This is a genomic window from Nocardia inohanensis NBRC 100128 (assembly GCF_001612945.1).
Taxonomy (GTDB): Bacteria; Actinomycetota; Actinomycetes; order Mycobacteriales; family Mycobacteriaceae; genus Nocardia; species Nocardia inohanensis.
This window is the reverse complement of sequence record NZ_BDBK01000001.1, coordinates 34,864-59,189: the sequence shown is the minus strand read 5'-3', so window position 1 is coordinate 59,189 and position 24,326 is coordinate 34,864. Positions and strand designations below refer to the sequence as shown.

The window sequence follows — 24,326 nt, the reverse complement described above, 5'->3', positions numbered from 1 at the left end:
ACCGACAGCCGCTACCGGTGGAACGCAGGGTCCACCGATCGGTGGTCCTCGAAGGGTCCCTCGGGTGTGAGAGTCACTCAGAGTTGGTTGTCTACGAACAGCTTCCACATGCGGTTGAAGATGTCGGCGTTCCAGCTCGGGTTTCCGGTGGGGGTGGGCCAGTTGTGGGCTTGGTCCGGGGAGGGTTGGTCTTGGTAGAGGCGGTAGACGACTTCGGAACCGTCTGCGCAGGCGTAGCTTTCGCCGTTCTTGACCTGGTAGCCGGTTTCGGTGGTTTTGGCGCCGCAGGCGTCGTGCATGCGCCACATGTCGCGGTTGGATTCGGCGCCGGCCTGCCAGGTCAGGACGTCGTTGGCGGAGAGCATGACGGCGAAGGAGATTTTGCGGCTGGGGGTGCAGTCGTAGCCGCCGGGGAAGTAGGAGGCGAAGGTTGCGGCGGAGGCGATGGTGCCCGCGGAGTCGCAGGCCATGCGGGAGGTTATCTGGCCGCCGTTGGAGTGGCCGACCATGTGCACGCGTTTCGGGTTCACACAGTAGGTGTTCGCTACGCCGGTGATCACGTTGCGCAGGAAGGTGACGTCCGCTGAGCCTTTGGCCCAGTCCCAGCCGCCGTAGCCGCCGGTCTCCTGCTTGGGGCCGCGCGGGTAGGCGACGATGAACTTCTTGCTTTCGGCGTAGCCGTCGAATCCGGTCTCACCGGCGAATTTGTCCGGTGAGCTCATTCCGCCGTGCACCGCCACGATCAGGGGTGCGGGGCCGGTCAAGCCCTTGGGGACGTACACCAGGTACGGCCGGCCGTCGGCGGTGGTCATGGGGATGCGCTTGCCCGCGGTGTCGGCGGTGGAGCAAGCTGCCGATGGTTCCGGCAGCTGCTCGTCCTGGATTTCCACGCCGACGCCGTCTGGCTCGGCGGTGGCCGGAGCTGCGGCTCCGGCCAGGGTGGTCGCCGTGATGGTCGCGAACAGTAGTGCGGCGCAACGCCGTATGTGCAGTGACAAACTGAATCACCTGTCCCTCAATTGCTTTCATGGGCAAGGTAACAGGATGGTCTAGCTCTTGTGACGGTTTAGGCTGCGGCACCCAATCCCAATGCCACCGCAACCGGGATGAGATACAGCAGCGGGAAGGCGACGGTCTTGTACGAGCGCGCCCGCAGGATGGTGATCACCGCGCCCGCGAAGTACAGGATCAATCCGATCGCGGCGGCGATGCCGATGATCGGGATGAACAGGCCGACGATCATTCCGATCGCGCCCGCGGCCTTCAGGACGCCCAGCATGGTCCACCAGCTCTGCGGCACACCGTATTCCACCAGTGGATCGGTTACGAACGACGCTCGCCGCAACAGCGAGAACGCCGAGAACCCGACCCAGGCGGCGGCGACGATGGTGACGACGATAAAGGCGGTATGCATTCCAAACTCCTAGTTTCTGCGAATTCTCTTGTCCGGGACGGGTTTCAGTGCGCTGCGACAGGCGTCCACTGCGCGGCGGGGGACACTCCGGGGATCGGCTTGCCGATGAGCGCGAGCGGGACGAAGAAGTTCACCTGGCCGATGGCCAGCGCGAGGGTGGCCAGGGCCTTGTCGTCGTAATGGGCGCTCGCTTGCGCGTACAGCTCGTCGGAGACCCGCTCGCCGTCGGTCGAGGGTTGCAGGACCGCTTCCACCAGAGCGAGTGCGGCGCGTTCGGCCTCACTGAAGTAGGGCGCGTCCTGCCAGGTGGCCACGGCCGCGATGCGCTCCTGCGACTCGCCGGCTTTGCTCAGGCTGCCCACGTGCAGCAGCACCAGGTAGGTGCTGCCGACGATCTGACCGGCGCGCAACTGGATCAGGCTGATCGTGGTCTGCGGGACCGAACCGTTGCCGGTGGCCTTGAACAGTGCACCGACGACCGCGCCCATCTCCGGGACGAGCTGCGCCGGGTTGGGCAGGCGTGAGCCGGTCTGCTGCGCGGTGGTGGCAGTGTTCGACATGGTGATTCCCTTCCTGTGGTGTGCGTCGGACCGGTGGAGATTCGGTTCGCGTTTCGCACCACAGAAGCGTCCTGCGGCGGGTTGATACTTCGCCGATGCGGTCGCTATGGGGATCGGCGAGCAGAACGCATCGCCGATGAGTCGTGGGCCGGCTAGGACAGTGTGGCCAGGAATTCCGGCATACCGCCGGCCACCGGAAGGCCGAGTGCCCGGTACTGCTTCAGCGCCAGTTCGGCGTGTTCGCGCGCCCGGTCCGGCTGCCCGCACAGCTGATACGCGCGGGCCAGGCCCTCGTGGGCGTCGGCTGCCTCGGGCAGATTGCCGGTCTGCTCCGCGAGGTCGAGTGCGGTGGCATGCTCTGAGATCGCCTGTGCCGCATCACCGTCGGCGCGGGCGGTATGCCCCAACCCGTTCCAGGCGGCGGCCTCGTCACCACGGGTACCGAGTGAGCGATACAGCTCGAGTGCTTCGCCATGATGCTCGCGAGCCCGATCCGTCCGTCCACACCATCGGTACAGCGTGCCGAGCTTGTTCAGCACCAGCGCCTCCCCGCGCGCGTTGCCGACCTGTCGATGCAGATCCAGTGCGCGCTCGAGATATTCGCGGGCCTGGTCATGGCGGTCGTCGCCGAGGACCAAGGCCAGATTGCCCAGGACGTGCGCCTCACCGCTGCGGTTGCCGATCTCCCGGGCGATCGACAGTGCGCCGCGGAAGTATTCGCGAGCCGCGTCGGGATCGTGTTGCCGCCAACGAACATTGCCGAGGGTGTTGAGCGCGCGGGCCTCCTCGAAGCGGTCCCCGTTCGCCCGGGCCACCGACAGCGCATGCTCGGAATACCTTGTCGCGTCCGCGTATTCGCCGCGCCGCCAATGCGTCCAGCCGAGGTCGGCCAGCGCCCGCGCTTCGCCGGAACGATCACCCAGCCGGCGCCCGGCCACCAGCGCGATCGCATGCAGGCGGGCGGCGTCGGTGTGGTGGAAATAGCCGTCCAGGTACGGTCGCAGCGTCGCCGCCGCATCGCGCACGAATTCGGGTCGCTCGTGATCGGCCGCGTAGCCGATCACCGCCAGCAGGTTGGCCCGCTCGGCGTGCAACCACTGCACCGCGTCGTCCGGATCGTCGACGCCGGTGACCGGGCTCGTTGCGGGCGGCAGCGTTCGGCGATCGGTCGCGCTGTGCGGAAACAGCAGGTCCACCGCGGCGCGCGCGGTGTGCAGATAGTGGTCGAACAGCCGTGACAGGGCGGCCTGCCGGGCGATGTCGGATTCGTCGGCCGCCACGATCGCGGTGGCGTGGGCGCGCAGCAGATCGTGCAGCAGGTAGCGCCCGGGTTCGTGCTGGGCGACGACGTGCACATCCAGCAGTTCCTCGAGCAGCACTTCGGCGTCGTCGGCGTGCGGCAGATCGGCGAGCGCGGCGGCGGCGACGGGATCGATATCGCGGCCGGGATGCAGGCCGAGCAGCCGGAACAGGCGCTGCTGCGCCGGGGCGAGCTGCCCGTAGGAGAGCGAGAAGGCCGCCGCCACACCACGTTCGGCGGTGGTCAGTTCGACCAGCCGGCGGCGCTCGTTGCGCAGCCGGCCCGCCAGATAGCCCACACTCCACTGCGGTCGATGCAGCAGCCGCGCCGCCGCGATCCGCACCGCCAGTGGCAGGAACCCGCACAGCTGCAATACATCCAGCGCCGCCACCGGCTCGGCGATCGCGCGGGCGCCGACGATCCGTTCGAACAGCGCGACCGCGTCACGCGGCGGCAGGACCGGCATCGACACCGCGTGCACGCCATCGAGATCGATCATGCGCCGGCGGCTGGTGATCAGGATCAGGCTCTCGGTGATGGCGGGCAGCAGCGGGCGCACATGATCGGCGTCGGCGGCGTTGTCGAGGACCACGACGATCCGGCGTCGAGCCAGCTCGCTGCGCCAGAGCGCGCTGCGGTCGGCCTCGCCGACCGGGATGCGATCAGCTGGAATACCCAGCTGCCGCAACAGTATTTCCAGCGCGGCAGCCGGGGGCACCGCGACGCGTTCGGCCGTGTACGCCTGCAAGTCGACGAACAGCCGGCCGTCCGGATACCGCTCGGCGAGGCGATGCGCGGCATGAACGGCCAACGCGGTCTTGCCCACCCCGGCCATGCCGTCGATGGCGACGATCCCGCCCGGCCCCGCCTCATCGGGTACGCCCAGCCGATCCAACTCGGCTGTGCGGCCTGCGAAATCGGGAATGTCGTAGGGCAGGAAGTTCGCGCCGGCCGGCGAGACCTCCAGCGATGCCGCGGCCGTTGCCTGGGACCACTGCGGCGGCTGGGACGTACCGATCGGCTGAGCCGGTTCCAGTCGCTGAACTGGATCCAGCCGACGCGCGTGGTCCAGCCGCTGAGCGTGTTCCGGTCGCAGGGCATGGTCCAGCCGCTGCACGTGTTCCGGTCGTAAGGCATTGTCCAGCAGCTGCGCGTGGTCCGGTCGCAAGGCGTGGTCCGGCAGCCGAGCGTGGTCCGGTCGCAAGGCGTGGTCCGGCAGCTGAGCGTGGTCCGGTCGCAGGGCATGGTCCGGCAGCTGAGCTTGCTCCGGTTGCTGTGCCGAATGTGGCGGCGGGGCCCGGTGCAGTTCCGGGTGTATGGGTTCCGCGGGAAACAGCAACTCCGGATCGCCCCGCAGTACAGCCTGTTCCAGCTCGATGAACGCCGGTCCCGGGTCCAGCCCGTGCTGTTCGACGAGTGCGGTGCGCAGCGCGCGGGCACTGGCCAGCGCGTCGCGTTGCCGTCCCGCGCGGTACAGCGCCAGCACCAGTTGCCCGGTGAGCCGCTCCCGCAACGGATTCTCGGCGACCTGGGCGATCAACTCATCCAGCAATTGCCGGTGCCGCCCCAGCGACAGTTCCAGCTCCATCAGGCGCTCGAGCGCGGTCAGCCGCTGTTCGTGCAACCGGGCGCGGGCAGCGGCGACATAGGCGGCGGTCAGGTCGCCCAGTGCGTCACCGCGCCAAACCGCCAGTCCCGCGCGCAGTTCCGCGATCGCGTCCCGGGGGTCCGCCGCGCGTTCGGCGGCGGCGACATGATCGGTGAAGTCGGTGAGATCGAACCGGGCCGATGCCGGATACGCGACATAACCGGCCGCACGGGTCTGGATGGTCTGCACCGCATCGCCCGCGCGCAGCACCCGCCGGATCGCGGTGAGCGAGGCGTGGATCTGAGCCCGCGCGGTATCGGGCTCGTCGAGCCCCCAGACCGCCTCGATGAGCCGGTCGATCGTGCAGACGCGATCGGCATTGAGGAGCAGGTAGGCGAGTACCCCGCGGTGGCGCGGCGCGAGGGTCGCGACCTGATCGCCGATCCTGACTTCGACCGGCCCGAGAATCGAGAAACGTACATCCATTGTCGTGTCACATACAACACCCATCGCGGGCGCATCGCAAAAGTATCAACGCGCACCGCCATCCTGGCCTGATGACCGAGCTACCACCGCTGCCGCTGATCGAGCCGGAGGCCGCCACCGGCGTGACCCGAAACCTCTTCGACGCCGCTCAGCAGCTGTTCGGCATCACACCGAATATCGCCAAGGTATTGGCGCACAGTCCGGCGGCGATGCGCGGTTACCTCGCGCTCGCCGATTCCCTCTGCGCGGAAAGCACTCTGGACTCGGACACCCGCACCCGCCTGGGTCTGCTGCTGGCGCAGGAACACGGCTGCGATTACGTGCTGTCGGCGCACAGCTTCCTCGCCGCGCGGGTCGGCGGATTGAGCGAGCAGGCGATCACCGACGCGCGCTCCGGCTCGGCGGCCGACCCGAGGCAAGCTCAGGTGCTGGCCTGGGCGGCGGCCCTGGTCCGCCGTCGTGGCGCGGTCACCGACGCGGAGGTGAGCGCGGCCCGCGCCGCATTGACCGACGCCGAGTTCGTCGACGTCGTGGCCGAGATCGCGCTCGCGGTATTCGACTCCTACCTCTCCCTGGCCGGGCGGGTGCCGATCGATTGGCCGCTGGTGCGGCACAGCGAGCGGAGCGGGGATACCGAGTCCGAGCGCTGATACCATCCCCCGGCCCGCCATGTCCGAGTTCGCGGCGGGCACGAGGAGGAGTGATGGGTCCGTGGGCGCCGGTATTCGACGACGTCATGGCGGCCTCCCGGCGAATAGCGGGAATCGTCCGGCCCCTCACCGTGATCGACGCCGATACCGAGCTCGCCCCGACCGGCGGGATCAGCCTGGCGCTCGAATTCCTGCAACACACCGGCTCTTTCAAGGCCAGAGGCTCGGCGAACCTGGTGGCCGCGCTGCTGGAGACGGGCCGGATGCCGCGCGCGGGCCTGGTCTCGGCCACCGGCGGCAACGCCGACATCGGATTCGCTTGGGCCGCCAAGCGTTTCGGCGTCCCGGCGACGGTGTTCCTCAGTCGTTCGGCAGCCCCGGACAAGGTGCGATGCCTGCGTGATCTGGGCGCGCAGGTGCGGGTGACCGGCGCGACAAAGGCCGCGGCCCAGCGGGCGGCACAGCTGTTCCAGGACGACACCGGCGCCATCGACGCCTACACCTACGACGACGTCTTGACCTCGGCCGGGGCCGGCACCATCCTGCTGGAGCTCGCCGCGGCGCGACCGGACCTGGACACCGTGGTCTGCGCGGTCGGCGCCGGCGGCATGTTCTCCGGAATCGCCGCCGTCGCCGCGAAAACGAGCATCCGGGTGGTCGCGGCCGAACCGGAGGGCAGCCAGGCGCTGCATGCCGCCCTCGCCGCCGACACCGTGCGGGAGGTCGTGAACGATTCCATCGCCGCCGATTCCCTGGGCGCGCCCCGGGTTTCGCCCGCCGCCCTGAACTGGGCGAAGACCGCGGGCACCCGCTCGGTCGTGGTCGGCGACGCCGCGATCATCGACGCACGGTTACAGCTGTGGCGGCGCCATCGCCTGGCCGTCGAGCACGGTTCGGCTACCGCGCTGGCGGCCCTGCTGGCCGGCGCCTACCGGCCCCAGCCCGGGGAGCGGATCGGAATCGTGCTGTGCGGAGCCAACACCGATCCCGCGGACCTCGGCCGCTGACCGATCCGGGTAGCCGAAGAGCACCCTGCCCGCCGGCGTGTCATAGTTCGGCTCCCGAAACGCGTTGAAGAAGAGGGACACCCGGATGGCGACACCGACCATGGAAACCAGCCCCGAGAAGGGGCTCGCGCGCATCGCGCAGGCGCTCGCCCGGTGGACCGAGAAATGGTTTCCGGACGCCTATGTCGTCGCGCTCGCGGGATTGGTTCTGGTGGCCGTCGCGGCCGTGCTCAACGGCTCGTCGCCGCGCGCTGTCGCGGACGCGTTCGGTGACGGCTTCTGGGATCTGACGGCGTTCACACTGCAAATGGCCATGGTGGTGCTGACCGGATACGTCGTGGCCACCTCGCCACCGGTCACGCGGCTGATCAACCGGTTGGCCACCGTACCGGGCACCGCCGCCGGCGCCGTGAGTTTCGTTGCGCTGCTGTCGATGTCGGTGTCCCTGCTGAACTGGGGGCTGAGCCTGATACTCGGCGGCCTGCTGGCCCGGGCGGTGGCGCGCCGGACCGATCTGCGTGTCGACTACCGCGCGCTCGGCGCGGCCGCGTTCATGGGAATCGGGTCGGTGTGGGCGCTGGGCATCTCCTCCTCGGCGGCTCAATTGGAAGCCACGGCCACGTCATTGCCGCCCGCGTTGCTGAAGGTCACCGGCGTGCTCGACTTCGGGCACACGATCTTCACCTGGCAATCACTGTTCATGTGCGCCGTCCTCATGGCGCTCACCGTGGCGATCGCGTACTTCTCCGCACCCACCGGGGCGGCGATCGAGACGGCACAGGAAATGCACGTCGACGTCGATGACGTACCGACCGAAATACCGCCGCGCTCACGTCCGGGAGAATGGCTCGAATACAGCCGCATTCTGCCGATCCTGGCCGTCCTCCTGACGGCGGGCTGGCTGATCTCCCAGCTGATCAGCAAACCGGTGCTCACGGTCGTCAGCAGCCTCAACTGCTATCTGCTGGTCTCCTTGATGCTCGGCCTGGCATTGCACGGAACGCCGAAGAAGTTCCTGCACGCCGTCTCCCTGGCGGTACCCGTCACCGCCGGAATTCTCGTCCAATACCCGCTGTACGCGGCAATAGCCGCCATTCTCGCCCGGGCGAAAGGGCGCGGCGGACATACCGTTTCCGACCAGCTCACCCAGATCTTCACCCATATCAGCGGCGGCGGCAGCTTCGCCGTCGTCCTCGCCCTGTACACGGTGATACTGGGCGTCTTCATCCCCTCGGGCGGCGGGAAATGGCTGATCGAAGCCCCGTTCGTGATGCAGTCCTCGACCGATGTCGGGATGAATCTCGGCTGGACGGTACAAATCTACAATGCGGCCGAGGCCCTGCCGAACCTCATCAACCCGTTCTTCATGGTGCCGCTGCTGGCGGTATTGCGACTGCGGGCGCGTGACCTAGTCGGATTCACCTTCCTACAGTTCATCATTCACCTGCCGGTAGTCCTGCTCCTCGTTCAGCTGCTGGGCATGACATTCGAATACCTGCCACCCATTCTGCCTGTCACGCCGTGAACCGGCTGTGCCGATTCGAATTGCGGCAACCCCGGGATATCCGGTGGGGGTACCGGTGAGTGCCCGCCACTTATCCGGGTGTGCCGGCGTGGTTACGGGCGGCAGGGGCGGACGCCTACCGTGAGATAAAGCCTTCTCGGAGGAGAGAATTCACGGAACAGGAGTTGATGAAAATGATCGCGAGATTTATCGGTTCGGCAGCTGTTACCGCATTCGTACTGTCCCTCGGCGTTATCGGGGCGTCCACCGCGGAGGCGCGTGCACCGCAAGCCACGCCGGTGGACGGATCGGTGGGTATCTGTTTCACGATTCCGATGCCGGGGTCGGCGGATTTGTATTGGTGTTTGTGAAGGAACCGGGCCGGTTCGGGTCGGCCGAGGTGAAGACCGGGGCGAGAACGCGTCAGTCTCCGCCTCGGCGCGACGAGGCGAGGCTGTCTTCTCAACCACTCCTCACCATGGCCATATCCCGGGCGACCGGTTGTTATGCGCCGCGGGGCCGACGTTCGTGCAACGTCAGCAGAATGTGATCGAATGCGGCGACGGTTTCGGGCGGGGCCGGGGGCACCGACGGCAATTCCGCGATGAGTTGCTCGGCCAGGTCGCGCAGTTTGACGTTGGTTTCCTGCGATCGCCACACCAGGACCTTGAACGCCTGGTCCGCGCTGATCCGGTACATGCGCATGAGCACGCCCTTGGCCTGCTCGATGACCGCGCGCGCATCCACCAGCACGGGAAGTTGCTGAGACAGCGCTTCGCGTTCGGCGTCGGCGAGGGTCGCCGACAGGTCGATATAGAACCCGGCGGTACCGACCGGGTCGCCGTCGCGGCCGTCGATGCGGTCCGCCACCACCATCACCTGATGCTCGGCGCCGTGAATATCGATGAACCGGTGCCGGCTCGAGAACGGCACGCCCTCGGTGATCGAGCGGGCGATGGCCGCGGCCACGTTCTCGCGATCATCGGGATGCTTGTGCGCCAGCAACAGTTCCGTCGTCGGCTCGACCTGCCCGGGTTCGTAACCGTGCATCCGGTACACCTCGGGCGACCAGTCCCAGCGCCGGGTGGCGAACCAGAACCGGAAGCTGCCCGTCGCGGGCCCGGAGCGCGGCGCCTCGGCCGAGGCGGCCGAATCGCCGGGCTGGTCAGTCGGTGAATTCACGCTCCGATTATCCCCGTAACCGACGCCTACCCGACAGTGACCGCGCCGGTCGCGAAATGCTGGCGATAGCGCTCGGGGGTGGTGCCCAGGCGCCGGGTGAACAGCCGGTGCAGGGTTTCGCCGTGGCGGTAACCGACCTGGCGGGCGATCGCGGCGATGGTCAGTTCGGTGGATTCCAGCAGGCGGCGCGCGGACTCGATACGCAGGTCTTCGATGAAAGCCGCCGGGGTGCTGCCGGTTTCGGCGCGGAAAGCGCGGGCGAAGTTGCGTTCGCTCATGCCGGCGCGGCGGGCCAGAGCCGCGACGGCGAGGTCCTCGCCGAGATGGTCGGGAAGCCATTGCTGCACGGCGTGGATGGCGGGCGTTCTGGCCGGTTGGGCGCGCAGCTGGGCGCTGAACTGAGCCTGGCCGCCGGGGCGGCGGGTGAAGACCACGTATACGCGCGCGATCATGGCGGCGGTTTCGCGACCGTGGTCGTCCTCGACCAGCGCCAAGGCCAGATCGACGCCCGCGGACATGCCCGCCGAGGTCCAGCGGTTGCGATCGCGGACGTAGATCCCATCCGGTTCGACGGTGACCCGCGGAAACCGCTGGGCCAGCACGCCGGTCGAGGCCCAGTGCGTGGTGGCCCGGTAGCCGTCCAGCAGTCCGGCGGCGGCCAGCAGCAGCGCGCCCGCACAGACCGATGTCACCCGGCGCGCCTTGCGGGCCAGGGCGGGCAGCTCCGGAACCACTTCCGCGGCGCCGGGACCGGAGACGTCACCACCGACGACGATCAGGGTGTCGAAGTCGGCGCCGGCGGCGATGTCCCGCAGCGAGTGGGAGACCGCGAGCGTCAGACCGCCGGCGGCCTGGATCGGACGGCCGCCGGGCGAGGCCGTCAGCAGGCGGTAGGGCGGTTCCGAGGCGGCCGGAGCGCCGTCCGCCTCGTCCGCCCGCCATCGCAGCTCCGGTGGCAGCTGCTGCGCGGGCCGCTCGGCGATGCCGTTGAGCAGCGCGAAAACATCGAGCGGCCCGGCCAATTCGGAGATCTGCATGCCTTGGAAGACAACGAAAACGATGGTGCGAGACGCGGGCACCACGCCATCATCGCAGTCCATGCGTTCGGCTGCCACGGTCAATTGCTGATCGATCCCGCCGCATCGCGGGTGGTGTGGCGGTCGAGGAACGGGATCAGCAGCGCGGCCACCCGGTCGGGGAATTGGGCGTGCGGATAGTGGCCGGCGTCGTCCACCATGGCAACCCGGCCGAGTCCGGGCGCGAGCGCGGCGACGATCCGGCGGCCCTCCGCCTCGGGGTGGGCATAGTCCGGATCCGCCGAACCCATGATCACCAGTGCGGGGCAACGAACTTCGGCCACCCGGGCGTGCGCGTCCGCGGGGGTCGTCTTGCCGGTCTTCATGAACTCGTCCCACCGGCCGGGCTGCCGCAGCAGGTTCCGCAACCCGAGCAGGTAGCCCTCTTGATCGGCAGGCGCGGTCGGGTAGGCCACGCCGCCCAGGTACCGGAACCACAAGCGGGGCGAGCTCAATGACTGCGTGCCGACCAGTTCCAGCATTCCGCGCCGATAGCGCCGGATGGTCAGCAGCCCGCCGAAGTCGACGTCGTATTTCAGCGTGAACGGGTTGATCTCGACGATGGCCGACACCTCTTGCGGCGCCTCGGCGGCCGCGATGGTAGCCGAACCGCCGGAGAGCGAATGCCCGACGATCACGGCCGGACCCCCGAAATGCCGGATCACGCCGAGCAAGTCGTGCGCCACGTCGGTGCGGCTGATCGCGCTCTTACCGGTCACCGAGGGCCAGCCGAGCGTGGACTCACCGTGCCCGCGCATATCGGCATTCACCACCCGGTACCCGGCGGCCACCAGTGGCGCGACCAAATGCCGGAAGTCCTGCCGCCAGGTCCCCATTCCGTGCGACAGCACCACCAGGGGCCCGTCCCCGGCCACGTCACACGCGATCCGTCCATGCTCGAGCGTTACGAACTCGGTCATTTCCCGTTCCTTCCAAGCGATTTCAATCCCTTGCCGTGCATCACGGCATGCCGGAATTGAACGCCGGAAACGGCGGCCGGCCGAGGGCGCGGGCCGAACCGATCAGTGGTGTGGCCGATCCGATCAGCCCCTGACCACATCGGCCGCGGGCCGAAAGCAGTGTGGGGCCGCGGCTCGCGCCACGGCCCCACACACGCCGGATCGATCAGAGAACTACGGCACCGGCGATCGCGCCGAGGATGGCGCCCGCGATGGCGCCCACGAAGATCATCGGGACACAGCCGACGATCAGGCCGGCCAGGCCGATCATGCAGCCCGCGACGGCGCCCGCGAAGAAGCCGACGACCATGCCCGCGGTGCCACCGACCAGGCCGATATCCTGCGCGTCGGTGACCGAGGCGGTCTTCTCCACGGCGGTCGGGTGCATGGTGAGGGTGCTGCCGTCGGCGCTGACCTCGGTGGTCAGGCGCACGATGTGCTGCGGGCCGGCGTAGACGGTCGGCATGCTCTCGACCAGGGTGCCGTCCGCGCTGGTGACGTTGACCGTGGTGCCGTCGGGGGTGACCTCGAAACGCCCGCCGACCAGCTGCGCGGTGATGCCGGTGCCGTCCGCGGAGGCGCCGGTGGTGAAGTCCATGCCGTGTTCGGTTCCGGTCATGGTGGGCCCGCTGAACACGGGGGCCGCGACGGCGGGTTCACCGTGAGCCGTGGCCGATGCCAGTCCCGTCGCAGCGACAGCCAGCAACGAGGTAGCAACGAACTTCCGGATCCACATGTATAGATACACCTTTCAGTCGGCACCGGCGAAACCGGCGCGCAATGATGGGAGGAGAAAACACTTCCGATTGGTACGGCTTCGCCGCAGGTAGAAGAAGAACCAGCTCGGCGAGCGACCCAGACCTTACACAGATTTCCGGCAGATCGAACAGGCTGACACTCGGCGTGGCGCGAAGTTTCTCGGCCGCGAATTCCCAAGAAGCCCACCATTATTCAGCTGGACATACCTCGCATTTCGGACTTTTCGACATAATCAGCAATTCTTTGGCTAACTCACCGCATGGTGGATTTCGGATACATCAGGCGGCGAATTTCCGATAAAAACAAGGAGACCGGTCGTTTCTGTTGTTGCGCCACAGTAGTTTTCGTGGAATGCGGGAAGACGCATCCAGCGACAGAGCGAGCACGGCGACGCCCACCGCGAGCCAGAGGATGGCCGAAATCAGCAGGCTGCCCCGCCTGTAGAATCGTGAGGTGACGCTCGATGCCGGTCAGGTCACCAAGTTCATCGAAGACGGATTCGTGTGCATCACAGCGGCATTCCCGCGGGAAATCGCGCGGCGATGCGTCGAGATCATGTGGGCGGATACCGGATGTGCACCGGGCGATCCCGCGACCTGGACACGGCCACTCGTTCGATTGCCCGGCTATGACACGGAGCCGTTTCGCACGGTCGCCCGAATGCCAGTGCTGGAGCGGGCATTCGATCAATTGGCCGGGCGCGGGCGGTGGGTTCGCAGGTCCGGGATCGGTCCCTGTGCGGTCCGTTTTCCGAATCCCGAGCCGCCGGATGACGACTATTGGCACTTCGAGGGCAGTTATGTGCCGGCGGGCTGGGCGGGGCACTCGCTGACCAACTTCCGGTCCCGGGGACGGGCGCTGCTGATGTTGTACTTGTTCACCGATGTCGGCGAGCGGGACGCACCGACCCGGATCCGGGTCGGCTCGCATCGGGCGGTGCCCGCTCGGCTACTCCCCTACGGCGACGACGGGGTGGACGCGACGCGGATCGGGGAGACCGGGGTGCTGGAGGCGACCGCCGGATCGCCGATCGCCTACGCGACCGGGCACGCGGGCGATGTCTACCTGTGCCATCCGTTCCTGATCCACGCCGCGCAGGCCAATCATGGTGAGACACCACGGTTCCTGGCGCAGCCGGCGCTGGAACCGGCCGGCGCGCTCGATATCGAGCACGGCCGGTCACCCGTGGAACGAGCCATCAGGCTGGGGCTCGACGACGCCGGGTGATTCGCGGGTGACTACTGGCAGGATCCGGTGGCGGCGCGATCGAATGCCTCGGCCCAATCGGATGCGGGGGTGAACGCCGGCGGCGGCACTTGCGCCCGCATCGCCGGGAGACCGCCGGGAAACTTGTTCTCCTGGTTGAGCAGTCCCTGACAGTATCCGCGGATGGCGGCGTCGTGCATGTCTCTCGGGGGCGCGGTGGCGGCGGGTGGGGCGGGTTCCGGTTCGGGCTCACGGGGTTTCGTGGTGGTCGGCGCGGGGCGCACCGTCGTACTCGGCGGGCGTTCGGGGGTAGGTGGTGCGGGTTCGGGCGGGGGCGCGGCCACCACCGGGATGGTGGTCGCGGGCAGCGACGGGACCGCGGTGGTGGAGGGCGCGGCGGTCGTCGTCGTGGTGGTGACCGGTTGCGTGGTCGAGGCGCTAGTTGTTGCGGCAGCGGCTGTTTCATTGTCGCGATCGACCAGCACGGCGGCCGCCGTTGCCGCACCGGCGATTACGACCACGAGCGCCAGGATCGCGGCCCAGACGGGCGCTTTTCGCGAGGCAGGCGGTTCGAGATCGTCCAGGGGTGCATTCCATGGCGGAGCCGGTTGCCGCGGAATCGGGGCGGGCGCCGGGCCGACCACGGCGAGCAAGGCGCCGCGCGCCGCCGACGAGCCGGGCCCGTCGCCGGGAAAGGGCATCGTATCGTGCGCGGCGGCCGCCGAAACCGGAAGCAGCCGAAGCACATTCGCCGGATATCCGACGGCCGCCGCCGCATGGGTGAGCAGTCCGGCCTGATGGGGTAGCCAGTTATCCGGATACGCCAGCACCAAGCCCGACGGCGGCTGCACGCCTCGATCGACCCGGCCGGCGTCCAGCGCCGCACGCAGGGCGAATATCGCCGCCTCGGGATCCGGCGGTATCGCGACCACTTCCCGCGGCAGCGCCAGCGGAACCGCTTGCCGCGCAACCAGATCCATACTCGCCGCAGCCGTAGCCGTCGTCTCGAACGCGACCCCTAGCAGCCATTCGCCCCCCACACGTTCCTCCTGGACGGTCGTCAAGCTGGCGCCCAGTATAGGCAAGCCGACGGCCCCCGGACCCGGATCGGCGAGAGTCCCGCGCTCCCGCCGGCAGCCTCAGCCGACCGGCAGTGCCGTGAGGATCGGACCGTAGGCCCAGCCGAGCATGCGTTCGGCGTCGTCCCTGGCGGCCGCACCGCTGCCGGAGGAGCTGTGCAGCACCACCCCGATCAATGGAATTCCGGCCCTGACGGTTTCGAACAGCAGGCAGGCTCCGGCGGCATCGGTGGATCCGGTCTTGATGCCGATCGCCCCGGGGTATTGGTGCAGCAGCTGGTTCGTGGTCTCCCAGAGGTGATCGCGATTGGCCGGCCCCGCGGGCAGGTGGTAGCTGCGCGCACCGGCGACCTCACGGAAGACCGGCAGGATCATCGCGCGCAGGCCGAGGGTGATCAGGTCCGCCGGGGTGGAGTAGGTGGCGTAGTCGTCGGGCACGGGCAGGCCGCTCGGATCGGCGAAATAGGTTGCGCCCAAACCCATCTGACGGGCGGTGTCGTTCATCTTGCCGATGAACCCGTCCTGGCCGGGACCGAACGCCTCGGCGAGGGTGTACGCGGCGTCGCAGCCCGAGGGCAGCATCATGGCGTAGAGGAGCTGACGCGTGGTCAGCACCTCACCGGCGGACAGCCCGGCGGTGCTGCCGTCGTTCCGCACGCAGTAGGCGATGCTCTCCGGCGGCACGGTGATCGCCCGGTCGAAGTCACCGGTATTGATCACGACCAGGGCCGTCATCACCTTCGCGATGCTGGCGATGGGGACCTGGGTATGCAGCTCCCGCGACCACAGCATGGTGCCGGTGACCCCGTCCGCCAGCGCCGCGCCCGGCGCCCGCACTCCTTCCGGTTCGGAACCGACCCAGGGCAGGGGGATCAGCGGGGCGCTCACCGCCGGCGCGGCGGTGACACCCTGACCGACCACGACGACCAGCGCAGCGACGACGACAGCTTGCGACAATCGGGCAAATGTCCGCACGCGCCACATTCTGCCTCCCGATGCCCGCCAACCCCGGCCGACACGACGACGGGCTACAGGTTGCGCGCTCCCCCATCCGGGTCGGCGGGATCGAGATGCCACTGGTGGACGCGCTGCGGATGAATGCGGATGATCTCGTGCGAGAACCACTCCGGAGCCACCGGGATGTCCTCGACGGTAATGATCTCCGCCCGCCCGCGAATCTCGATGCCGCGCCCCCAGCCCGGCTTGACCGCGCCCGGCTCGTCCGGGGTCATATCGTCGACCACCAGGCTCACGTACTCGTTGGCCTTCACATTGCGATACCGCTGCGCGTTCGGGTTCGGCCCGCCGATATCGATGGTCCCGTCGGCATTGAGCCGGAAACCGACCGCCACGATATTGGGGCGATTGTCCTTGGTGACGGTCGCGAGCCGGGCGAGCCGCTGGCCCGCGAGGTATTTACGTTCCACTTCGGTGAATGGCATGCACCCCACCGTAGAAGCTCGAGTGCGGTTGAGGTCAAGCCGGCGCCGGCAGCTCAGCCGGATTTGCGCATCAGGCCGTGCGCGTTCGCCGAGGCCACCAGATCGCCTGTCCGCGTGAATATCTCGATCCGCCCGTACATGCGGCCGCGACCGGCGAACGGGCTCTCGCAGCGCAGCAGCAGCCACTCGCGCAGCGTGAACGGGCGATGGATGGTGACCGTCTGGGCGAGCATGGCCGAGATTCCACGGCCGCCGCGGCGGGCGATCTCGGCCTCGGGATAGGGGCGCAGCGCGACCGGGCCCAGGAAGGCTTCGCTGGCGTGGGCCAGCAGCGCGCGAGCGATGGCGGGGCGGTCGGGCGACTTGTCGCAGCGCATCCAGACATCCAAGGACGGCGGACCCGCGAGCTCGGGAGCTAGGGCATCGGCCCCGCCGAGCGTGCGAACCTCCCACGGCAGCAAGGCACATGGAAGTTCCGCACACTCCTCCGGGCCGGGCACATCGGCGGGCAGATCGGCATCGTGAGTGAGGAAGTCCGGCTCGTCGGTGCTGAGCATCGCCAGCACGCGGGCGTGTTCGCGGCCCTCCTGACGGAACGAGACCTGCACGGTCGCCAGCGCGCGGCCCGACTGGACGACCTCGACCTCCACCTCGACCTCGCGATCGGCCCGCCCGCCGCGCGGGAACACGCCGTGCAGGGATTGCACGCCCATGTGCGGCACCGTGAGTTCGGCGGCGACCACGGCTTGCGCCAGCGTCTGACTGCCCAGGGTCGTCGGCAGCGTCGAGGTCACGTTGCGGGCGCGGAAACGGCCCGCGCCGGCATCGGTGAGATCGAGTGCGTCGAGCAGGTCGGTCAGATCGACAACCGGCCACATTCGGGTACCACCAGCCATCGCCGCATGCTCGCATAACCGGCCGGAACCCGAAAGCGCCGGTCCCACTAGCCGCCCGCGGCCGCGCGCCGGTCGATGACCGACAGCGCGAACTCCGCCCAGCGAATGTTCTCCTGCTCGAAGGCGATGCCGCGCAACAACGTCAGATACGGCCCGATGCGTTCGGCCTCGACCAGGTACGCCTGTTCACTGCGGCCGTCCAGCAGCCGCGCCCGCAAGCGTTCGTACCGGGCGAGTTTCGTCTTCGACCACTCCAGTTTGCCGGCCAGGGTGGCGCGCACGGCCGGTGCGTCCTCGGCTTCCATGGCCTGGACCTGCACCATCAGCTCGTCGCGGATGGCGGTGGGTTTGGGCTGGGCGGCAATGAATTCGTGCAGCGTCGCCCGGCCGGCCGGGGTGATGGCGTGCAGCCGCTTGTTGGGCCGGCGCTCCTGCTGCACCACCCGGGTCTCGATGAGACCGTCGGCGGCCATGCGTTCGAGCTCCTTGTAGAGCTGCTGCGGGGTGGCCAGCCAGAAATTGGCGACCGACGCGTCGAAGCCCTTCGCCAGGTCGTAGCCGGAAGCCTCGCCTTCCAGCAGGGCGGCCAGGACCGCGTTGCGTAGCGCCATGCGGTCAGCCTAACACCCGGAGTGATTAATCAATTTCTTGTCCAACCGAGGGTGGACATGGTTCACGAGCAGGGCTACGGTTCGATACAGATAGTCAACTAATTGAGTACGAGAGGTGAACTATGCATCCTTTCCGCGCAGCCGTCGAGGCCCGTGACGAGGCGGCCATCGAGGCCCTGCTGGCCGACAATGTGGTGTTCACCAGCCCCGTGGCGTTCAAGCCGTATCCCGGCAAGCCGATCACCGCGGCCATCCTGCGCGCGGTCATCCGCGTATTCGAGGACTTCCGGTACGTCCGGGAGATCGCCGATGCCGGCGGCCGCGACCACGCCCTGGTCTTCGAGGCCACCGTCGACGGAAAACAGTTGTCCGGCTGCGACTTCCTGCACTTCGACGCGGACGGCAAGATCGACGAATTCACCGTGATGGTGCGGCCGCTCTCGGCCGCGCAAGCCCTCGCGGCCCGCATGGCCGACCAATTCGAACGCATCAAAACCGAAGCCACCGAACAACTTCAGCGCGAGGCGGCCGGGGCGTGAGCGACTCCGCCGCCGATCAGCCCGGCGCCGCAGGCGTTTACACCCGCTACGTCGCGCTCGGCGACAGTCAGACCGAGGGCGTGGGCGACGGCGATGATCTGACCGGCGTACGCGGCTGGGCCGACCGGCTCGCCGAAAAGCTGGCCGCGGTCGACCCCGGCGTTCAGTATGCGAACCTCGCGGTGCGCGGCAAGCTCGCTCATCAGGTGCGTGCCGAACAGCTCGACGCCGCAATGGCATTGCGGCCCGATCTGGCCACCGTCATGGCGGGGGTCAACGATCTGCTGCGGCCGGGTTTCGACGCCGATGAGGTCGGCGGGCACCTCGATGCCATGTTCGGCGCGCTGACCTCGATCGGCGCGGTGGTGGCCACGGCGACCGTTCCCGACATCGCCCGCATCACGCCGCTGGCCCGGCCGCTCAGCGGACGGGTCAACGCGCTCAATCAGCGCGTCCGCGAATCGGCCGCACGGCACGGGGTGATCGTCGCCGAAACCGCGCACCACGCCGTCGTCACCGATCCGCGGATCTGGAGCCGGGACCGCCTGCACGCCGGTCCGATCGGACATCAGCGGATCGCGGACGCTCTCGCCCAGGCATTGAATCTGCCTGGCGCGGACAGTAGTTGGACCGAGCCGTTGTGGCCGATCCTGCCACCCCGGGGTAGGGCCGAGACGATCCGGACCGAATTGCACTGGGTCGCGACCTTTCTCGGTCCCTGGCTGGGGCGACGGCTCACCGGCCGGTCCTCCGGTGACGGTCGCATCGCCAAACGCCCGCGGCTGCTGCCGGTTCGCGACGCGATGGAGATTCAGCACATCGCGAACCAGCCCTAGGCGGTCAGTGGCAGATCTTGTCCGCGACGTCGGCGGGCACGCCGAGCTCGGTGCAGCGCAGGGCACTGCCGAGGTCGACGGGCCGCCAGCCGCCATTGGCCGCGACATAGTGGAACAGCACCTGGGCGCGGTTGACGGTGTTGTTGTGAGTGCCGCTGTGCGCCAAGGCCCAATCGCCCGCGCAGTTGATGCTGTCCTCCAGCTCGATCGGCTTGGCCAGCCGCGACTCGACGTCGGTGCCCTTCAACGCCTCCAGCAGTACGGCTTTGGTGACCGGGCACACCGAGGTGCTGCCGGGGCTCGGATCGGTTGCCTGGGTGGGGAAGTCGCGGTCCGGGGTCACCGTGTGATCGTCGGAGCCCAGGGTCAGGGTGACCACGACCGGGCCGCCCGAGGGGCAGCAGCTGGAGTCCTGGCCTGCGAGCCAACGGTATCGGACCTGGACGCTGCGATCGGAGGAGCCGACGACGGCGGTGTAGGAGGTCGACTTCTTGGTGGCGGTGCCCAGATAGCCGGAGTGGTTGAAGAGCAGCACGTGCCAGGGTGAGCTGGCGGTGCCGTGCGGAGTGCCGGCGAGCACCCAGAGCAGGGCCGGGCACGAGCCGACGGCGGCATCGGTGCCGCTGTCGGCGTAGAAGCCTTCGCCGCCGACATTCGCGCCCAGCTTGCCGAGCGCGGCCGTCACCACCGCGGAGTTCAAGTCCACGCATTTGCCGTTTCCGGCGGTGGCGGGCGCCTTGTCACCGGCGGGTGCGGTGGCCGGTGGCTGCTGCGCACCGGAACTCTCGCCCGAGGACCCGCCGGATGACGGCGCGCCGGTACCGGCGGAGCTCGAGGTCGTCGACGTCCCCGGCGGCTGCGTCGTTCCGTCGTCCTGGCAGGCCGTCGCCAAGGTCAGCGCGGCGACCGCCATGATGATGCCGACGAACCTCTTCATCGAATTCCCCTTCCGTCAGTCCTACCGAGCACGTCGTGTTCCGGGGGAAGTTCGTTCCGCCCCCGGTTTCATGGGCAGCCCTTCGCATCCCGTCCGATGATGACCCGCGCGGCGCCGCACGAGAGATCATGGATACCGGAACTCTGGTCCAGGGGAGCGAAGACCATGTTGTTGTTGCCGAGATCGGTTCGGTGCGGGGGCGCGGAGCACGCGGTGGGATATCTGAACGGCGAACTGTGCGCGCCCGCGCACGAAAGCACCGAGATCGAGCGGGAACAGGCGCTGGTCGCGTTCGGCGGGACGGCGAGCGGGTGCTTCGAGCAGCTCTTCGGGGCGTACCAGGAGTGGATTCAGCAGCGCATGCAGGAGGTGATGGCCGGCCGGCGCGGCAGTGGACCGGGGTCGGTCCAGGAGCTGATCGACCTGTTGCGATGCGGTGGCGGACTGGAGACCCGGTCCGCACTGGACGGCTACACGCCGCTCGAAGTGGCCTGTGCGGCAGGGCATTCGGAGACCGTGCGCGCGCTGCTGCGGTTGGGGGCGAATCCGCGGGCGAATGCGGCGCGGTCGTTGCGGGTCGCGGCCGCGCACGGGTTCGCCGAGATCGTGGGGATCCTGCTGTACGCGGGAGTCGAGGTCGATCACGCGGATGCGGCGGGGCGGACGGCACTGCACGTGGCGGCCGCCAATGGCAAAGCGGGCGTGGTGCAGTTCCTGATCGCGGCGGGCGCGGATCGGGATCGGCCGAACCGGCGGGGGGAGACGCCGTGGCAGGAGGCGATGGCGCACGCGCATTTCGATCTGGTGGTGTGGTTGTGCTGATGCCGTTCAGCCGGAACGGGTTTCGATCTCGACCGATTCGATCCAGGCGGGCGGTGCGGGCGGGGACTCGCCGATGAGGACGGCGATCACGCGCGCTCCGGGCGCGGCGGTGGGCCAGTCGGTGTAGCCGTCGGTGAGCACCACGATCACCTGCGGGCGGTGCGGCAGGCGCAGCGCGGCCTCGATGCCGATGGTGAGATCCGTTCCGCCGCCGCCACGTAACTCGATCTCCTCGATGCGGGTGATCCGGCGCACCGTGTGCACGGCGGCATCGCAGGTGAGTACCGTGACGCGTTCGGCGCCCAGGCCGACGCCGCGCAGGATGCCGGTGATCTCGGCGAAGGCGACCGCCAGATCGTCGGCGCCCATGGACGCGGAGGTGTCGATCACCACGGCCACCCGCGGCAGCGGACGGGCCAGCGCGGGCAGCACCACCTCGGGTACGGCGGCGCCGCGCCGGGCGGGGCGGCGGCGAGTGTAGTCGACCGCGCCGCCTGCCCACGAGATCGCTTCGCGCAGACCACCTCCCAGTTTGATACGCCAGTCGACAACCGGTTCGAGGGTGTGATCGGCCCAGCGCCGCCAGCCCTCGGGCACCGAGCCGGCGGTGCGATCGTGGGCGCGGACCGCCTCGGCGGTGGTCTTGCGCAGCGCGGCGGCCTCGGCGGGATGGACGGCGGGCGTGTCGCGACCGGCCTCGGCCTCCCAGCCGCGACCGCCCGGCGTCGCACCGCAGTCGGGTGGAGCGCCGATATCGAAGCCATAGCGCTCCGCCAGCCGCTGCGGCAGCTCGTTGTCGCCGAAACCGCCTGCGCCGGAACCGGACTGCCGCTCCAGCTCCGCTCGGATCGATCGCACGTACTCCTCGAACATGCGTCCCTCGGGCAGCTCGAAGGTGGCGGGCAGCAGCGCGCCCGCCGGCAGCACCAGTTCATCGGCCACCAGATCGTCGTTGATCTCGCAATCCTGGGCGATGTTCACCAGCAGCGGATGCGCGGGCTCGGCCAGCCGTTCGGCGCGTTCGAAATGCGCGCGCAGCAGATGCGACACCTCGTGGATGAGAGCGCCCGCCAACGCCGGAACCTCGTTGCGCGCAACGAATTCCGGTCCCACATAGCAGCGCCAGCGGGCATCCACCGCCAGCGTCGGCACCAGGCCGGTGGGCACGAAGGTGAGGGCGTAGAGCGCGGTGGCCAGATATGGGCGATCGGTGGCGGCGCGAAATCGGGCCGCCAGCAACTTGGTTCGATCCACCTCGGGCGCGAGGCTCACGGCCGGGACGGCATTCGGCCGGCGAGGCGCAGCACCTCGATGAAGGCGTCGAGCACCGGCGGTGCGGGCCAATCCTTTCCGGCGCGCAGGGCCGCCAGATCGAAGGCCGCGCGGGCCGCCACATCCGGCGAACCCGCGTGCACCGCCTTACCCAGCACCTCCCAGCCCGCCTCCCAGCGCTCCCGGGTCACCCGGCCCTGCACGGCCGCGACCACGGCGGTGAGGAAGGCCAGCTGCCGGTCGCCGCGGGCCGGTAGCGCGAAGGCCTCCGGATCGGCGAGCACGGCCTCCGGATCGGGCAGATCCAGTTCGTCGATGAACGCGAGCAGCTCCAGGCCCGCGCCCGGCCCGACCGCACCGGAGACGGCGAGGGTGACCGCGTGCCGGTCCGCCCCGGCGGCGAAACCGAACGCGAGCAGCCGCACCACCATCTCCCAGGTGCGCGGGGACGGCCAGGCGCGGCCCCGGTCCTCGGTATCGGGCGGCAGCCGATGCGCCAATGCCGGTCGCGCGGAAAGGAATCCGGATACCAGGCCGCGCGCCCGGGCGACCGCCGAGGGCCCCGCCGCCGGATCCACCCGCGGCACCGTCACCGCCGGCCAGGTGCCCGCCAGCCCCCGCGACACCACCGCCGGATCGTGCATCCAATCCAGATGCACGAAGCGATTCGCCAGCGGCGGACTCAAATGCCAGCCGTCGGCCGCGCTCGCCGCCGGATTCGCCGCGGCCACGATCCGCACCGGCGGCGGCAGCTCCAGACTCCCGACCCGCCGCTCCAGCACCACGCGCAGCAGCGCGGCCTGGACCGCGGGCGGCGCGGAGGACAGCTCGTCCAGGAACAGCAGACCGTGCCCCGCCCGCGCCAGCCGGACCGCCCAATCCGGGGGCGCCATCGGGACACCGTTCACCGTGGGATCCGCGCCGACGATCGGCAGGCCCGAAAAGTCCGACGGCTCATGCACACTCGCGATCACCGTCTCGACCCGCACCCCCAGCCCCGCCCCCAGCTGGAGCAGCGCCGCGGTCTTGCCGATCCCCGGCTCACCCCACAGCAGCACCGGCAGATTCGCCCCCACCGCCAGCGCGAGCGCCGACACCGCCGCGTTCTCCGAGGGTTCGTACCGGTACTCGGCGCAGCGCGCCAGCAGCGCGTCCGCCACCGCGAGCGCGTGCGGCGGGGACCCCCGGTTCACCCCCGCGCCGTTCTCCCCCGCTCCCTCACCGATATGCCCGTCCGTGCGATCGACCATGTTCGGATCCTCCCTCCGTTTCCCCACTGTGCCAGAGGTTTTCGAGGGATCCCAGGGTCGCTGCTCGAGACCGCGCTACGGAGCGGATTCGCCACGCGCCGCGGCGACCGCGCTCCGAACCGCAGGGGCGGTTTCGGTGGCGAAGCGGGCGGCTTCGGCCTCGGCGTCCGGGAGCACCGGCAGCAGGAATCCGCTGATGCCCTCAGACAGCGCCAGATCGGTCAATTGCGCGGCGGTCATGGCCGCGTCCACGATGTAGACGCGGCGGATCCGCGCCGGCTCTCGTCCGGCCGCGGTCGCCGCCTCGTCGATCGCCCGCATGAATGCGGGCAGCTGTTCCGGTTCGCCGCGGGTCGCGTCACCGAGCCAGCCGTCGGCCAGCCGCCCGGTCATGCGCAGGAAGCGCGGACCGTACGCGCCGAGCCAGATACCGATGGGATGCGCGGGTTTCGGGCCGGGCCGCGCGCCGCGCAGTGCGTAGTACTCGCCGTCGAACTCGACGGACGGGGCATCGCTCCAGAGCGCGCGCATCACCTCGATCGCCTCGGCCACCGCGTCCAGAGCCTGCTCCGGAGTGCGTACCGGCCCGCCCATGGCCGCCAGATCGTCCCCGAAACCCCCTGCGCCCAAACCTATTTCGATGCGCCCGCGCGTGAGGATGTCGAGGGTGGCGGCGCTGCGCGCCAGCAGCGCCGGTGCCCGCAGCCCCAGATTCGCCACGGCCGGAACGAAGGTCAGATGCCCGGTCTGCGACGCCAGATAGGTGAGCAGCGTCCAGCTCTCCAGCGAGGCGGGATCGTGCGGATGATCGCTTACGGCCAGCAGATCCAGGCCGTCGGCCTCCATCAACCGCGCCAGCGCCACGATCCGCTGCGCCTGATTCGCCGCGGGCCGCACGTAGCACCCGAATTGCAGTTCGTGCCCGTAGTCGGTCAGGGTGTGCTCCTCGAG

General features: G+C 69.1%; 24 protein-coding genes. 7 read left to right on the top strand and 17 right to left on the bottom strand.

What is annotated here, in order from left to right; translation table 11 throughout:
* Positions 1–77 precede the first annotated feature (77 nt).
* The 4 genes from NI1_RS00305 to NI1_RS00290 form a co-directional block, all read right to left on the bottom strand.
* The gene (locus tag NI1_RS00305) at positions 78–998 is read right to left on the bottom strand and encodes a CE1 family esterase (RefSeq protein ID WP_067812950.1); all 921 of its coding nucleotides are present in this window, start codon (positions 996–998) and stop codon (positions 78–80) included.
* A gap of 68 nt (positions 999–1,066) precedes the next feature.
* Positions 1,067–1,414, bottom strand: coding sequence for a DoxX family protein (locus NI1_RS00300; protein WP_067812949.1), 348 nt, complete (start codon positions 1,412–1,414; stop codon positions 1,067–1,069).
* 44 nt (positions 1,415–1,458) lie between these two features.
* Positions 1,459–1,974, bottom strand: a complete 516-nt coding sequence (locus NI1_RS00295) for a carboxymuconolactone decarboxylase family protein (RefSeq protein WP_067812948.1) — start codon at positions 1,972–1,974, stop codon at positions 1,459–1,461.
* A 152-nt stretch (positions 1,975–2,126) separates the two neighbouring features.
* On the bottom strand, positions 2,127–5,348 hold the full coding sequence (locus NI1_RS00290) for an AfsR/SARP family transcriptional regulator (RefSeq protein ID WP_067812947.1): 3,222 nt from the start codon (positions 5,346–5,348) through the stop codon (positions 2,127–2,129).
* Between the two features lie 71 nt (positions 5,349–5,419).
* Between NI1_RS00290 and NI1_RS00285 the strand changes: the two genes are divergently transcribed.
* The 3 genes from NI1_RS00285 (at position 5,420) to NI1_RS00275 (ending at position 8,530) form a co-directional block, all read left to right on the top strand.
* On the top strand, positions 5,420–5,998 hold the full coding sequence (locus tag NI1_RS00285; RefSeq protein WP_067812945.1) for a carboxymuconolactone decarboxylase family protein: 579 nt from the start codon (positions 5,420–5,422) through the stop codon (positions 5,996–5,998).
* A gap of 53 nt (positions 5,999–6,051) precedes the next feature.
* Entirely contained in the window at positions 6,052–7,005 is a 954-nt protein-coding gene (locus tag NI1_RS00280; RefSeq protein WP_067812943.1) for a pyridoxal-phosphate dependent enzyme, read from the top strand.
* Between the two features lie 85 nt (positions 7,006–7,090).
* Positions 7,091–8,530: a TIGR00366 family protein gene (locus NI1_RS00275; RefSeq protein WP_067814933.1), complete on the top strand. Its 1,440-nt coding sequence runs from the start codon at positions 7,091–7,093 to the stop codon at positions 8,528–8,530.
* A gap of 483 nt (positions 8,531–9,013) precedes the next feature.
* On the opposite strand, the gene NI1_RS00270 is transcribed toward NI1_RS00275, so the two are convergent.
* From NI1_RS00270 to NI1_RS00255, 4 genes are all read right to left on the bottom strand, one after another.
* Complete coding sequence (locus tag NI1_RS00270; RefSeq protein ID WP_067812941.1) at positions 9,014–9,691, bottom strand: PAS and ANTAR domain-containing protein; 678 nt, start codon at positions 9,689–9,691, stop codon at positions 9,014–9,016.
* Positions 9,692–9,717: 26 nt separating this feature from the next.
* Positions 9,718–10,806, bottom strand: a complete 1,089-nt coding sequence (locus tag NI1_RS00265; RefSeq protein WP_245663008.1) for a GlxA family transcriptional regulator — start codon at positions 10,804–10,806, stop codon at positions 9,718–9,720.
* A 2-nt stretch (positions 10,807–10,808) separates the two neighbouring features.
* Complete coding sequence (locus NI1_RS00260) at positions 10,809–11,687, bottom strand: alpha/beta fold hydrolase (protein ID WP_067812939.1); 879 nt, start codon at positions 11,685–11,687, stop codon at positions 10,809–10,811.
* 205 nt (positions 11,688–11,892) lie between these two features.
* The gene (locus NI1_RS00255) at positions 11,893–12,462 is read right to left on the bottom strand and encodes a DUF8020 domain-containing protein (RefSeq protein ID WP_067812937.1); all 570 of its coding nucleotides are present in this window, start codon (positions 12,460–12,462) and stop codon (positions 11,893–11,895) included.
* Between the two features lie 683 nt (positions 12,463–13,145).
* On the opposite strand from NI1_RS00255, the gene NI1_RS00250 reads away from it, so the two are divergent.
* Positions 13,146–13,712 (top strand): phytanoyl-CoA dioxygenase family protein, encoded by a 567-nt coding sequence (locus tag NI1_RS00250; RefSeq protein ID WP_245663007.1) that lies wholly within the window; start codon positions 13,146–13,148, stop codon positions 13,710–13,712.
* Positions 13,713–13,723: 11 nt separating this feature from the next.
* On the opposite strand, the gene NI1_RS00245 is transcribed toward NI1_RS00250, so the two are convergent.
* The 5 genes from NI1_RS00245 to NI1_RS00225 all read right to left on the bottom strand — a co-directional run bounded on the left by NI1_RS00245 (position 13,724) and on the right by NI1_RS00225 (position 17,719).
* A complete protein-coding gene (locus NI1_RS00245) occupies positions 13,724–14,731 on the bottom strand; it encodes a hypothetical protein (RefSeq protein WP_157534868.1) in 1,008 nt (335 codons plus the stop codon).
* A 99-nt stretch (positions 14,732–14,830) separates the two neighbouring features.
* Positions 14,831–15,745, bottom strand: a complete 915-nt coding sequence (locus tag NI1_RS00240; RefSeq protein ID WP_245663006.1) for a D-alanyl-D-alanine carboxypeptidase family protein — start codon at positions 15,743–15,745, stop codon at positions 14,831–14,833.
* A 53-nt stretch (positions 15,746–15,798) separates the two neighbouring features.
* Positions 15,799–16,212: a PPOX class F420-dependent oxidoreductase gene (locus NI1_RS00235; RefSeq protein WP_067812930.1), complete on the bottom strand. Its 414-nt coding sequence runs from the start codon at positions 16,210–16,212 to the stop codon at positions 15,799–15,801.
* 53 nt (positions 16,213–16,265) lie between these two features.
* Positions 16,266–17,108 (bottom strand): acyl-CoA thioesterase, encoded by an 843-nt coding sequence (locus NI1_RS00230; RefSeq protein ID WP_084522420.1) that lies wholly within the window; start codon positions 17,106–17,108, stop codon positions 16,266–16,268.
* A 47-nt stretch (positions 17,109–17,155) separates the two neighbouring features.
* A complete protein-coding gene (locus tag NI1_RS00225) occupies positions 17,156–17,719 on the bottom strand; it encodes a PadR family transcriptional regulator (protein WP_067812928.1) in 564 nt (187 codons plus the stop codon).
* Positions 17,720–17,841: 122 nt separating this feature from the next.
* Here NI1_RS00225 and NI1_RS00220 point away from each other — a divergent pair, with 122 nt between their 5' ends.
* Together NI1_RS00220 and NI1_RS00215 are read left to right on the top strand one after the other, a co-directional pair.
* A complete protein-coding gene (locus NI1_RS00220; protein WP_067812927.1) occupies positions 17,842–18,258 on the top strand; it encodes a nuclear transport factor 2 family protein in 417 nt (138 codons plus the stop codon).
* Positions 18,255–19,094 carry an SGNH/GDSL hydrolase family protein gene (locus NI1_RS00215; RefSeq protein WP_067812926.1) on the top strand — a complete coding sequence of 280 codons (840 nt, stop codon included), beginning with the start codon at positions 18,255–18,257 and terminating at the stop codon, positions 19,092–19,094. Before NI1_RS00220 ends, NI1_RS00215 begins: the two co-directional genes overlap by 4 nt.
* 4 nt (positions 19,095–19,098) lie before the next feature.
* On the opposite strand, the gene NI1_RS00210 is transcribed toward NI1_RS00215, so the two are convergent.
* Positions 19,099–20,031 (bottom strand): LppP/LprE family lipoprotein, encoded by a 933-nt coding sequence (locus tag NI1_RS00210; RefSeq protein WP_067812925.1) that lies wholly within the window; start codon positions 20,029–20,031, stop codon positions 19,099–19,101.
* Positions 20,032–20,244: 213 nt separating this feature from the next.
* On the opposite strand from NI1_RS00210, the gene NI1_RS00205 reads away from it, so the two are divergent.
* Positions 20,245–20,853 (top strand): ankyrin repeat domain-containing protein, encoded by a 609-nt coding sequence (locus tag NI1_RS00205; RefSeq protein ID WP_067812924.1) that lies wholly within the window; start codon positions 20,245–20,247, stop codon positions 20,851–20,853.
* A 6-nt stretch (positions 20,854–20,859) separates the two neighbouring features.
* On the opposite strand, the gene NI1_RS00200 is transcribed toward NI1_RS00205, so the two are convergent.
* The 3 genes from NI1_RS00200 to NI1_RS00190 all read right to left on the bottom strand — a co-directional run bounded on the left by NI1_RS00200 (position 20,860) and on the right by NI1_RS00190 (position 24,272).
* A complete protein-coding gene (locus NI1_RS00200) occupies positions 20,860–22,125 on the bottom strand; it encodes a vWA domain-containing protein (protein ID WP_067812923.1) in 1,266 nt (421 codons plus the stop codon).
* Positions 22,122–23,375, bottom strand: a complete 1,254-nt coding sequence (locus NI1_RS00195; RefSeq protein WP_084522419.1) for a sigma 54-interacting transcriptional regulator — start codon at positions 23,373–23,375, stop codon at positions 22,122–22,124. Before NI1_RS00195 ends, NI1_RS00200 begins: the two co-directional genes overlap by 4 nt.
* A gap of 75 nt (positions 23,376–23,450) precedes the next feature.
* Complete coding sequence (locus NI1_RS00190) at positions 23,451–24,272, bottom strand: LLM class flavin-dependent oxidoreductase (protein WP_245663005.1); 822 nt, start codon at positions 24,270–24,272, stop codon at positions 23,451–23,453.
* Positions 24,273–24,326: the final 54 nt, after the last annotated feature.